The 11943-nt window shown below is 73.4% G+C and carries 9 protein-coding genes; all 9 read left to right on the top strand.

Annotated elements, in window-relative coordinates; all coding sequences use genetic code 11:
• The first annotated feature begins 4 nt into the window (after positions 1-4).
• From ABD784_RS06710 to ABD784_RS06670, 9 genes are read left to right on the top strand one after another with little or no spacing between them, the layout of a single operon-like run.
• Positions 5-151 carry a hypothetical protein gene (locus ABD784_RS06710; RefSeq protein ID WP_344881855.1) on the top strand — a complete coding sequence of 49 codons (147 nt, stop codon included), beginning with the start codon at positions 5-7 and terminating at the stop codon, positions 149-151.
• The gene (locus ABD784_RS06705; RefSeq protein WP_344881852.1) at positions 148-1272 is read left to right on the top strand and encodes an AAA family ATPase; all 1125 of its coding nucleotides are present in this window, start codon (positions 148-150) and stop codon (positions 1270-1272) included. The genes ABD784_RS06710 and ABD784_RS06705 overlap by 4 nt, the downstream gene beginning before the upstream one ends.
• Entirely contained in the window at positions 1269-2711 is a 1443-nt protein-coding gene (locus ABD784_RS06700) for a DUF58 domain-containing protein (protein WP_344881849.1), read from the top strand. Before ABD784_RS06705 ends, ABD784_RS06700 begins: the two co-directional genes overlap by 4 nt.
• Complete coding sequence (locus tag ABD784_RS06695; RefSeq protein ID WP_344881846.1) at positions 2708-5230, top strand: transglutaminase family protein; 2523 nt, start codon at positions 2708-2710, stop codon at positions 5228-5230. The genes ABD784_RS06700 and ABD784_RS06695 overlap by 4 nt, the downstream gene beginning before the upstream one ends.
• A gap of 3 nt (positions 5231-5233) precedes the next feature.
• Positions 5234-6487 (top strand): RDD family protein, encoded by a 1254-nt coding sequence (locus ABD784_RS06690; protein WP_344881843.1) that lies wholly within the window; start codon positions 5234-5236, stop codon positions 6485-6487.
• Entirely contained in the window at positions 6484-7590 is a 1107-nt protein-coding gene (locus tag ABD784_RS06685; RefSeq protein ID WP_344881840.1) for a PP2C family protein-serine/threonine phosphatase, read from the top strand. Before ABD784_RS06690 ends, ABD784_RS06685 begins: the two co-directional genes overlap by 4 nt.
• Entirely contained in the window at positions 7590-9437 is a 1848-nt protein-coding gene (locus ABD784_RS06680; RefSeq protein ID WP_344881837.1) for a hypothetical protein, read from the top strand. Before ABD784_RS06685 ends, ABD784_RS06680 begins: the two co-directional genes overlap by 1 nt.
• Positions 9434-11110, top strand: coding sequence for a serine/threonine-protein kinase (locus ABD784_RS06675; RefSeq protein WP_344881834.1), 1677 nt, complete (start codon positions 9434-9436; stop codon positions 11108-11110). The genes ABD784_RS06680 and ABD784_RS06675 overlap by 4 nt, the downstream gene beginning before the upstream one ends.
• Positions 11107-11940: an FHA domain-containing protein gene (locus tag ABD784_RS06670; RefSeq protein ID WP_344881831.1), complete on the top strand. Its 834-nt coding sequence runs from the start codon at positions 11107-11109 to the stop codon at positions 11938-11940. The genes ABD784_RS06675 and ABD784_RS06670 overlap by 4 nt, the downstream gene beginning before the upstream one ends.
• Positions 11941-11943: the final 3 nt, after the last annotated feature.

Genomic DNA, 11943 nt, shown 5'->3' with positions numbered 1-11943 from the left:
CGGCATGATCGACCCACCCAGCGACGCGGCGCCGCGACAGGCGCCGCGCGACCAGATCCAGTACGCCAGACCAGACACGACCACCGCCAGCCGCGCGGCCGATGCCCCGCGCGCCGTGATGAATTCCGACTCCGAGGAGATTCCCGCATGACCATGACCGCTGAGCAGGCCACCTGGTTCGCCGAGACGTTCGACAAGCTCGTGGCCAATGTCGGCACCGCCGTCCTCGGCAAGGACGAGGTGGTGCGGCTGGTCCTGACGTCGATGCTCGCCGAGGGGCACATCCTCCTGGAGGATGCGCCCGGCACCGGCAAGACCATGCTGGCGCGCACGCTGGCGGCCACGGTCAAGGGCACCAACTCGCGCATCCAGTTCACCCCCGACCTGCTGCCGTCCGACGTCACGGGCATCACGATCTACGACCAGGCCACCCAGAAGTTCGAGTTCCACCGCGGGCCGATCTTCGCCAACCTGGTGCTCGCCGACGAGATCAACCGTGCCTCGCCGAAGACGCAGTCGGCTCTCCTCGAGGTCATGGAGGAGGGCCGTGTGACGGTCGACGGCGTGACGCACGGCCAGTACCGGCCGTTCATGGTGATCGCCACGCAGAACCCGATCGAGCAGGCCGGCACCTACCGTCTGCCGGAGGCCCAGCTGGACCGCTTCCTGATGAAGACCTCGCTCGGCTATCCGGGACGCGACGCGACGGTCGAGGTCCTCTCCGGCAGCGCCGCCCGCGACCGCTCCGCCGCCGTCCATCCGGTTATCACCACGGAGGCCGTCGCCGACATGGCGGACCTGGCGACCACGGTCCACGCCGAGGAGTCGGTGCTGGACTACATCGCGCAGCTCTGCGAGGCGACCCGCGAGGCCTCCGAGACCCGCCTCGGGGTCTCGGTCCGCGGTGCCATCGCCATGGTGCGCGCCGCGAAGGTGTGGGCGGCGGCGGACGGCCGGCACTACCTCATCCCGGACGACGTCAAGGCCCTGGCCCCCTACGTGTGGACGCACCGCCTGGTCCTCGACCCCGAGGCCGAGTTCACGGGTGCCACCGCCGAGGCCGTCATCGCCGCCGTGGTCCAGAAGGTGCCCGCCCCCACCCGCCGCACGGCGCCGGGCGCGACGTCGGAGGCCACTACGGACCGGCTCTCCGGTGGCCGTCCGGCCACGCGTGCTGAGGCCCGTGCCCAGACGGCAGGCGCAGCCACTGGCGCGGCGGGCGCAGCCACAGGTGCGGCCGCGGAGCCGGGCCGGGGCACGGGAGAGGCATGATCGCACCCCTCAAGGGGCGCCTGCAGGCGATCCGACGGCGTGCGTCGGGGGCACGGGACGGCGGGGCCGGAGGAGGCGCACGTTCCGGCGACGGCAGCCGCGACGCGATGCAGGCCGCCGCGCGTGAGCGGGCCCGCGCCGCCCGCGGAGCGCTCCGCCAGGCGCACACCCGGTCCGTCTCTGCCCTGAAGGAGGGCAACGACGTCGTCCGCGACTACGCGCACCCGTACGTCGAGCGCTACGCGCCGCGCGTACGGCGCGTCGTGGAACCGTTGCGCGACCTCGTCTCCCCGCTCGGCGCCGTCGTCGCGGCCACCGCGGTCCTGCTGTGGGTCCTCGGCGTCGTCTTCGGCTGGTTCGAGGCCGTCCTCGGCGGCGTCATGGCCGTGCTGCTCCTGCTCTTGGCCGTCGCCTTCATCCTCGGCCGCGCGGAGTTCCGGGTGGAGCTCGACGTCGCCCGGACCCGGGTGGCCGTCGGCGACCGCGCCGTCGGCGCGATGACCGTGGTGAACGCGGGCCGGACCAGCTCCAGCCCGGTGTCGATGGAGATGCCCGTGGGGCGCTCCGTCGCCGAGTTCGCGATCCCGCGCCTCGCCCCGGCCGCTGAGCACGAGGAGCTGTTCACCATCCCGACCCGGCGCCGAGCGGTCTTGCCGCTCGGGCCGGTGCGCTCCGTCCGCGAGGACCCGTTCGGCCTGCTGCGGCGCCAGGTCCGCTGGACCGAGGAACGCGAGCTGTTCGTCCACCCGCGGACCACCAAGCTCGACGGCGCCAGTGCCGGTTTCATCCGCGATCTCGAGGGCATGCCGACCAAGGACCTCTCGCCGTCGGACGTGTCCTTCCACGCTCTGCGCGAGTACGCGCCGGGCGACGACCTGCGGCACGTCCACTGGCGCTCCACCGCGCGTGTCGGCAAGCTCATGGTCCGCCAGTTCGAGGAGACGCGGCGCTCCCACGTGGCGATGGCGCTGTCGCTGCACCTGGACGAGTACGGGCGCGATGCCGATGCGGCCGCCGAGGACTTCGAGCTGGCCGTCTCGGTCACCGGGTCGATCGGCCTGCAGACCAAGGCCGACGAGCGGAAGCTCTCCGTCATGACGCAGGCGGGACCGGTCCGCACCGAGACGGCGCGGCAGTTGCTGGACGGCCTGACGCGTCTCGAGGCGCGCGCCACCGGCCGCCGTGGGATCGTCGAGGTCTCACGGGCCACCGCCGACGCGGTACCGAACGCCTCCATCATGTTCGTGATCACCGGTGCCTCCGTCACCGCTCGCCAGCTGCGGCAGGCCAGCATGCACGTGCCCGCCGGTGTGCGCGCCATCGCGCTGCGCTGCGGGCTGGGCCTCGAGCCGGCCCGCAACACCATCGGCGACCTGACGGTGTTGACGATCGGCTCCCTCGACGAGCTCGGACTCGTGATGCGGAAGGCGATGACATGAGCGGATACCCCGAGGCGATGACCGGGCGGCGCTATGCGATCGACGCCGTCTGCATCGGCGCGGCGCTGGCGCTGGGCCTGCTGGGCCTGTTCGACGCATACGGCGGCAGCGCTCAGTTCCTGCTCGCCGCGTTCGGCGGACTGGCCGCCGGGCTCGGCCTGGCGTGGGCCCGCCACCACTACCGGCTCGGCTTCTGGACCACGGCCGGGCTCCTGCTCCTGGCCTACCTGGTGCTCGGCACGCCGCTGGCCACTCCGCGCGAGGCATTCGCCGGCGCGCTGCCCACCCTCGACTCACTGCGCACCCTGATCACCGGCGTCGCACTGTCCTGGAAGGACATGCTCACGGTCGCGCCGCCCGTCGGCGCCCTGGGCGGCGTCCTGGTGGTCGCGTTCCTCTCGGCGCTGCTGTCCTCCTTCGTCGCGGGCCTGCTGGCCTGGCGCCGGATCTCGCCGTTCTGGACCCTGATCCCGCTGCTGGCCATGTACGTGGTCGGCATCGTCTTCGGCACGCAGGACGTGCCGCTGCCGCTGCTGCGCGGCCTGGCGTTCACCGCGATCGTCGTCGGCTGGCTGGCCTGGCGCCACCGCCTGAACCGCGTCAGCGCCGGCCGGCTCGCCGGTTCCGACCCGGTGGGCGAGACGGCAGGGGCCACGACGGGCCGCTGGGGCACGGTGGCGGGCAGCGCCGTCGTGCGCCGGGTCGTGGGCGGCGCGGCCGTCCTCGCCGTCGCCGCCGGCCTCACGGCCGTGGCCGCGCCCTGGCTGGCGGGGGAGACCCCGCGGCAGGTGCTGCGCGACGCCGTCGACCCGCCCGTCGACCTGTACGACTACCCGAGCCCGCTGACGAACTTCCGCCGGTACGTGAAGGACATGGCCGACGAGCCCCTGTTCACGGTCGAGGGGCTCCCGGAGGGGCGGCGGGTCCGCCTGGCGGCCCTCGGCTCCTACAACGGCATGGTGCTCAACGTGGACCCCTCCTCCGCGGGCAACTTCGCGCCCGTGGGCGACACCACGGACATCCGGACCGGCACCGCCGCGGAGGGTCGGGAGACGGGGACGCTCGAGATCGAGATCGAGGGGTACGACGGCGTGTGGCTGCCCGGCGGCGGCAAGCTCGCCGGGCTGGAGGTCTCCGGCGACGGATCCGAGCGGCTCTCCCGCTCGCTGTTCTACAACGACGAGCTCGAGACGGCCCTCAGCACCACCGGCCTGCGCGAGGGCGACACCTACAGCGCCCGGGTCCTGCTCCCGGCGCGGCCCAGCGACGAGCAGCTGGCCGAGGCGCACTTCAGCGAGGAGCGGATGCCCGAGCTGCTGAACGTCCCTCCCGCGGTGACCGCCACCGCGCCGGAATTCGTGGGCACCGCCGCCGACGACTTCGGGCGGGCCCGGAACCTCGAGGCCGCGCTCAAGACCGGCGGCTACTTCTCCAACGGCACGGAGGGGCAGGTGCCGTCGCTCTCCGGCCACGGCGCCGGACGGCTGACCCAGCTGCTCGACGCCGAGGACATGATCGGCGACGACGAGCAGTACGCCGTCGCCATGGCCCTCATGGCCCGCGAGCAGGGCATGCCGGCGCGCGTGGTCATGGGCTTCTACCCGGAGGAGTACGCGCCCGGCGAGCCCGTGGCGATCACCGGATCGGACGTGCACGCGTGGGTGGAGATCGCCTTCGAGGAGTACGGCTGGGTGGCCTTCGACCCCACGCCCGACGAGGACCAGCAGCCCACTCCGCCCGAGCAGGAGCCGAAGTCGGTGCCGCAGCCGCAGGTACTGCAGCCGCCGCCGCCCGCGCAGGACGAGGCAGACCTCCCGCCGGAGACCGCGCCCGAGCCGCAGGACACGGAGAACGAGCCGCTCACGTTCTGGGAGCGCTGGGGCACGGTGATCCTCGTGGTGGGCATCTCGCTCGGCACGCTGCTGCTGCTCATGGCGCCGCTGCTGCTGATCGCTGCCCTCAAACTGCGCCGGCGCCGGCGCCGGTTCGCGCTCGGGACCGGCTCCGAGCGGCTCGGCGGAGGCTGGCACGAGGTCCTCAGCCAGGCGGCCGACCTCGGTGTGGTGCCGGCCGTCGGGGCGACCCGTCGCGAGTCCGCCGCAGCGCTGACGGCCGGTTTCCCCGCGGCGGGCCTGTCCGTGGCGGCTCTCGCCGCGCGGGCCGACCGGGCCACGTTCGGCGCCGAGGAGCCCTCCGAGGAGGAGGTCGCCCGGTACTGGGACGACGTCGACGGGCAGTTGCGCTCGATGACGGAGCCGCTGGGCTTCTGGCAGCGCCAGCGCGCCAAGTACTCGCCGCGGTCGCTCCTGCACGACGCGGCCACGCGGATGGCCGAGCGCCAGGCGGCGGCGCGGGCCGCAGGCGGGCCGATCGCGGAGCGTCTCGGCGACTGGTGGCGCCGCACCACAGAGACGCTGCCCGTGCCGGGCCGCGGCGCGAGCACTCGCCGCGGCGGGGCCTCGCATGGTGGAAACAGCACCCGGGTCCGTAAAGTAAACGCAGACGCACCGAAGGAGTAGTGAGTGTCGAAAGCGATGCACCTGGTCAACGCCTCAGCAGCCCAGCGTTTGGGGGCGTGGCTGCTGGACGCGGTACCCGTCGCCGTCGTCGGCGGCGCCTTCGGTGCTGCCCTCGCGCCGCAGCTGCAGCACGTGGTGGCGGCCCCCGAGACACTCGGGCAGGTCTCCGGCCAGCTCGCGCTGGCGGGCCTGATCTGCCTGGCGTACGGCGTCTTCCAGTGGTGGTGGGAGGCCACGCGCGGCAAGACCGTCGGCAACGTGGCCCTCGGGCTCCGGACCACCGACGAGGACGGCTTCGCCCCCGGGTGGGGCAAGACGTTCGTGCGGCGGCTCATCATCGGTCTCGCCGGGATCGTGCCGCTCATCGGGCCGATCCTGATCGTCGTGTCCAACCTGTGGGACCCGAACCACCAGCGTCAGGGCTGGCACGACAAAGTCGCCCGCACCCTCATGATGGACGTCCGCGCCGGCCGCGACCCGCTCGCCACGGGCGGCCTCTTCGGCCCTGTGGCGTTCGCGCCCCTCGGGATGCCGGTCGCGAACGCGCCCCTGCCGGACGAGTCCGTCCGCGACTTCTCCGAGCTCATCAGCGAAGTGCCGGGACGCCCGAGTGCAGGGCGCGGCGAGGACGCGTACGCGTCGTCCGCCTCCGCCGGGCCGGCCCCCGCTGCCGCGCATGACCACGCCCCCTCGAACGGGCACGCCCCCTCGAACGAGTATGTGGAGCCCTCCGTCGTGGGCGAGGCCGCCGCAGTGCCGGCGGCTCCCGCCCGGGCGACCGAGGCCCCCGCGCCCGTCGCCTGGAGCCCCACGACCGGACAGCATCAGACCGCGTCGCCGGCCGCCGCTGCCCCCGTGGGAGCGTCGGCGGCGCCGGGGGAGCACCCGGACGACGCCGTCCAGCAGACCCAGTTCCGCCGCACCGAGCCGTCGGCGACGCGCCTCGTGTTCGATGACGGCCAGACGGCCGTCATCGAGGAGTCCCTCCTGATCGGACGCAACCCCTCCGCGGTGGGAGACGAGGTCGCGGACCTCTTCAGCCTCGCCGACATCGGCCGCTCCGTGTCGAAGACGCACCTGTTGGTGCAGGCCGCCGCCAACGGGGTGTGGGTGACCGACCGCGGCTCCACCAACGGCTCCGCCGTGTCCGATGCCGGCGGCGAGCGTCGTGTGCTCGAGGCGGGGCAGCCGGTCAAGGCGGCCGTCGGGGACACGGTCTGGCTCGGCGATCGATACTTCAAGGTCGAGCGCGCGTGAATCCCGGACCAGCCGCCCGCGGCGGTGCAGAGCACGGAGCCGCCGATCGGGGCCCGGCCGACGGCGGCTCGGCCGACCGACGTCCGGGAGAGACGCCGGCCGCGCCCCCGAGTGCAGCGCACTCCGGCGCGTCGCCCGCGACGGCACCCCTCGACAGCGCGGCGATAGACGCCGCCGCGTCGGAGGCCGCGGACGCGGCGGCGTCGACCCCCGTCCGCTTCGTCCACGGTTTCGCCACGGACCGCGGACTGCGTCGCGAGCTCAATGAGGACTCCCTCCTGGCCGCCGAGACCCTGTTCGCCGTCGCCGACGGCATGGGCGGCCATGAGGCCGGTGAGGTCGCCAGCCGCGTCTGCGTCGAGACCCTCGCGGCCGGCTACCGCGCCGCCGAGGGCCGACTCGCCCCCGAGGACATCCACCGGCTCATGGGGCAGGCGGATCTCGCCATCCGCGAGGCGGCCAGCGAACGCGCCGGGACCACGCTCGCCGGGGCCGCCGTCGTCGAGCACGAGGGCAGGCCCCACTGGCTTGTCTTCAACGTCGGCGACTCGCGCACCTACCGCTACTCGCACGGGAGGCTCGCGCAGGTCAGCGTGGACCACTCCGAGGTCCAGATGCTGGTCGACAGCGGCGAGATCAGCCTGGAGCAGGCGATCGTGCACCCACGCCGCAACGTCATCACGCGCGCCCTCGGCGCGGGGGACGACCCCCGCCCCGAATTCTGGATGATGCCCGTCGAGATCGGCGACCGGCTCTTGATCTGCTCGGACGGACTCAGCGGCGAGGTGCGCGACGGCGACATCCAGAGCAGCCTCGAGCGGTTCCCCTCGGCCCAGGACGCGGTGGACGAGCTCGTGCAGGCCGCGCTGCGCAACGGCGGGCGGGACAACGTCTCCGTGATCGTCGTCGACGCGGTCGCCGGCCACCCCGACGATTCGCACGTGGACACCCGGCCCCGCCGGCAGACCGAGGCGGACAGCACCACGACCGAGCCGGGCGTCAGTCTCTTCGGCGCCGGGCAGCCCACTGCGGGCGGCACCCCGGCGGAACGCGGTGCCCGGCAGAGCCCGCACCGCACCACCGACGACCGGGGGAGTGCCTGATGGAACTCGAGTACACGCCGGGCGAGCTCTTCGCCCTGATCCGCCCGAACCACGTGGTCCTGCTCCCGGCCGACGCCGACCGGGCTCAGGTCCAGCACCTGTGGGCCGTCGCGGCGCGGCCGGACGCCACGGTCGGTTCGCTGCTGTCGGCGCTGATGACCGCCGCAGAGCTCCAGATCGACCGCATGCCGCCCTTCGCCGTGGTCTCCCGCGAGCGGGCCCCGCATGTGGTGGTCCGCGGGGGATTCCTCCTGCATGCCGTCTCCCACGCCGGCGCCGGCGAAACGACCGAGGACGCGAGCGGCGAGGACGTCGCGACGTGGCAGGAGCGGCGTTTCCGTCCCGCGGACAGCTGGAACCTGGCGCCGATCCCCGGCGCGCCCGGTGGTGTCGGCGACGGCAGCGGTGCTGCCGACTGGTGGCCGATCTCGGAGGGCATCGTGCGCGTCGGCAGCCTGCGCACGGCGACGCCCGGCCAGGGCGCTCCGACGACGGCGAGCGAGGCGGCCACCGCCGACGTCGCCCCGGTCATGACGTCCACTGGGGCCGAGTCCACGGGGGCCGAGTCCGCCGGGGCCGAATCCACTGGGGCTGAGTCCAATGCGGCGCCGGAGGCCGCTGAAGTCGAGCCCACTGGGGCCGAGTCCAATGCGGCACCGGAGACCGCTGAAGCTGAGCCCGAGCCCGTGTCCTCGCCCGAACCCGTGTTCGCCCCGGAGGAACCGGAGACCCGGGTGGGTGACGAGTCCTCGGTCCCCGATGACCATCCAATGGCACCCGACGACCAGCCGTCGGCCGTCGCCGTCGCCGAGGCCGCCGCGGCGGATGCCGACCACGATGACACGATTCTCTCGCCTTCGGCCGCCGCCGCGACGTCGGGCAGTGGCTCCATCACTGAATCCAAGGAAGGGGCCGAGTCCTCCGGACGGGCAGGATCCTCCGCGCGTGGCCACGCTGACACGCGCGTCGAGGTCCCCGGCGTGCCGTCGACGCCGCCGACCGCACCGCCGTGGGCGCGTCCGGACTCGCCGCGTCCGGAACCGGCGGAATCGGCATCGGCTCGGTCCCGGACTCCCGGGGCGGCCTCCCGTGCGCCCGAGGCCGGCCTGATCGACTCGGTGCCTTGGCGCACCGGCCCGCAGCCCGGAGCCGCGGCGAGCTCGACGCCACCGTCCCGTCCGGCACCGCCGACGCCCCGGCCAGCCCCCACCGCAGAGGAGTCCGCTGCAAAGGAGCCCGCGGAGGGGCCCGCCGATGCGGACCACGACGGCGAGACCATCATGCGCAGCTCGATCGCCGAGCCCGCGCCGGCCGCGAACTCGTCGGCCACGGACGACGGCCTGACCCTGACCAGCCACGGCACCGTTACCGGAGCCAACGCCGGACAGTTCGTCCTCGGACGCGCGTGCGCGGAGGGCCATGCCAACCCGCCGACGTCGTCGAACTGCTTCGTCTGCGGCGCGCAGCTGAGTGGCGACGCACATCAGGTGCTCCGACCGGCCCTTGGCCGGATGACGGTGAACGACGGTGCACACGAGTCCGTCCACGAGCTCACACGCTCCGTGGTCGTCGGGCGTCAGCCCGCCTACCGGGGCAAGTCCGAACCCACGCCGCGGCTCATGCAGGTGAACAGCCCCAGCGGCGACATCTCGCGCTCCCATGTGCAGGTGCGGGTCGAGGGGTGGCACGTCGAGCTCGTGGACCTCGCCGCCACCAACGGGACCGTCCTGGTCCGTTCCGGCCACCCGCCGCGCCGACTGGGACGGGACGAGAGCGTCCTGCTGCTCAGCGGGGACATCGCCGACCTGGGCGACGGGGTGAGCCTCAGGTTCGAGGACCTGCCATGACCGGCAAGCGCCCGCCGTCGCCCCCGCCGCAGATCCCCGGCTTCAGCTACGTGCGCCAGCTGGGCTCTGGCGGTTTCTCCGACGTCTACCTCTTCGAGCAGGAGCGGCCCCGCCGCACGGTGGCCATCAAGGTCCTCTTCGGGGACGTCACCACCGACGAGTCGCGTCGGAACTTCGAGTCCGAGGCCAACCTCATGGCCCAGCTGTCCTCGCACCCGAACATCGTCACGATCTACCAGGCGGACGTCACGGCGGACGGACGCTCCTACCTGGTGATGGAGTACTGCCCCAGGGCGAGCCTGGACGTGCGCTACCGGCAGGGGCCGCTCCGGGTGGACGAGACGCTCTCGCTCGGCATCCACATCGCCTCGGCCGTGGAGACGGCGCACCGGGCCGGCATCGTCCACCGCGACATCAAGCCGGCGAACATCCTCACCACGGCCTACAACCGGCCGGCACTGACCGACTTCGGCATCTCCGGGAACATCGGCGCCGCCTCCGACGAGGTGGGCATGTCCATCCCGTGGTCCGCACCGGAGGCCTTCGCCGGGCCGAACGCGGACGGTGTCCTGCTGGACGTGTACGCGCTCGGGGCCACGGTGTACACACTGCTGGCGGGGCACTCGCCGTTCGTCCGGCCCGGCGCGGACAATACGCAGAACAAGCTGATCCACCGGATCACCAATTCGCGGCTGGAGCCGCTGACCCGCAACGACGCCCCCGAGTCGCTGAATCAGGCGCTCGCGGTGGCGATGGCGAAGTCGCCGACATCCCGCTTCGGGTCCGCTGCCGACTTCGCACGCTCGCTGCAGCGGATCCAGGCGGAGCTCGGCCTGGCCGTCACGCCGATCGAAGTCCTCGACGACAGCGCCGAGCACGCGGGGTGGGGCGACGAGGACGACGACGCCCCCGCCACCCGGGTGCGCAGCGTCCGGTCGATCGACCCGGAGCGGGCCGCGCCGCCGACCAGCCCGGGGGCTCCCGGACAGTACGGCGGCGCTCCACGCGCCGACCGCCGCGCCGGAGCCGAGCCCGGGACGGGAGTCGGGGCCGGAGCCGGCGCAGGGCCCGATGCCGCCCCGGACGGCCGCGGCGGTGCGCGGGCACGGCGCGAGGACCAGGACCTCGCCGCCCACGCGCAGCCGGGCGACCCCGGGAACGGCTCCGGGCCGGTGCAGTACGGGCAGCGCTTCGACGCTGCGGCCGGGGGAGAGGATGCCGACGCGGCGGGGCCACGCCAGCGGTTCCCCGTGCTCCTCGTCGCCGCGATCGTCGTGGCGATGGTCGTCGGAGCCGCCGTCGTGGTCAATCTGCTCGGTGGGACCCGGAGCGATCCACAGGGGCTCGACGAGCTGCCCCAGGGACCGGCGGACGCCGTCGCCTCCGACTCGGTGGTGCCCTCGGTCATCGGCTTCAAGCACTCGACGGTCGGCGAGAACGTGACCTTCACCTGGCGGAACCCGGAACCGCAGGACGGGGACTTCTACCTGTGGTCCTCCGTGACGGCCACTGAGCAGGGTCCCGAGCGTCGTTCCCAGACGGCCACCGCGACGCTCGAGCGGCGCGGCGACGGGCCCACGTGCGTCCAGGTCGTCATGGTGCGGGACGACGGCCGGACCTCGGACCCGGCCCGGTACTGCACCTCGCCCGAGGAAGCCGGAGGAGAGTCATGAGTACACGGCGCACCGGAGGGGAACCGGAGGAACGGACCGGGCCGGATCCGCGGGAGGGACAGGAACCTTCAGGCCTGCAGCACCATGCGGCGCCGACGACGGCGCTCGCCGGAGCCTCGGACGGCGCCGAGATCCACGTGGACTTCTGCGGGGAGTGGTACCCCGTTGAGGCCGGCGAGGTCTTCACGATCGGTCGCGAGGGCGACCTGCAGATCGACGACAACCCGTACCTGCACCGCCGGTTCCTCACCATCGCCGACCACGACGGCATCTGGTGGCTCACCAATGTGGGCTCGAGGCTGAGCGCCACCATCGCCGACAAGACGGGCGGGCTCCAGGCCTGGCTCGGGCCCGGGGCGCGGCTGCCGGTGGTGTTCGGCCAGACCAACATCGTCTTCACGGCCGGCCCCACGACGTACGAGTTCTCCGTCCACCACCGGCAGCCCGCCTTCCGGCAGGAGTGGAGCGCCGACGACCCGGACGGCGCGACGACGATCGGCCCGGTCACGCTCACCGACTCCCAGCGTGCCCTGGTCCTGGCGCTCGCCGAGCCGATGCTCAAGCGGGACGGGATGGGCCTGAGCTCCATCCCCTCCTCCGCGAATGCGGCCGCGCGGCTCGGCTGGTCCATCACCAAGTTCAACCGGAAGCTGGACAACGTCTGCGACAAGCTGGACCGCGCCGGGATCTCCGGGCTCCGCGGCGGCGCGGGCCGGCTGGCGAGCAATCGCAAGGCGCGCCTGGTCGAGCACGCGGTCACCACTCACCTGGTCACGGCGCGCGACCTGGCCCTGCTGGACCGGATCCGGGCCCATCCCGACACCGACTGAGAT

The sequence above is a fragment of the Zhihengliuella alba genome (genome assembly GCF_039538765.1).
Lineage (GTDB): Bacteria > Actinomycetota > Actinomycetes > Actinomycetales > Micrococcaceae > Zhihengliuella > Zhihengliuella alba.
This window is presented reverse-complemented; position numbering and strand designations above follow the sequence as displayed.

Excerpts from the sequence above, each read along its gene's own strand:
- ABD784_RS06680 (WP_344881837.1), top strand. The coding sequence starts at position 7,590 with ATGGAACTCGAGTACACGCCGGGCGAGCTCTTCGCCCTGATCCGCCCG.
- ABD784_RS06675 (WP_344881834.1), top strand. The coding sequence starts at position 9,434 with ATGACCGGCAAGCGCCCGCCGTCGCCCCCGCCGCAGATCCCCGGCTTC.
- ABD784_RS06670 (WP_344881831.1), top strand. The coding sequence starts at position 11,107 with ATGAGTACACGGCGCACCGGAGGGGAACCGGAGGAACGGACCGGGCCG.
- ABD784_RS06695 (WP_344881846.1), top strand. The coding sequence starts at position 2,708 with ATGAGCGGATACCCCGAGGCGATGACCGGGCGGCGCTATGCGATCGAC.
- ABD784_RS06710 (WP_344881855.1), top strand. The coding sequence starts at position 5 with ATGATCGACCCACCCAGCGACGCGGCGCCGCGACAGGCGCCGCGCGAC.
- ABD784_RS06700 (WP_344881849.1), top strand. The coding sequence starts at position 1,269 with ATGATCGCACCCCTCAAGGGGCGCCTGCAGGCGATCCGACGGCGTGCG.
- ABD784_RS06705 (WP_344881852.1), top strand. The coding sequence starts at position 148 with ATGACCATGACCGCTGAGCAGGCCACCTGGTTCGCCGAGACGTTCGAC.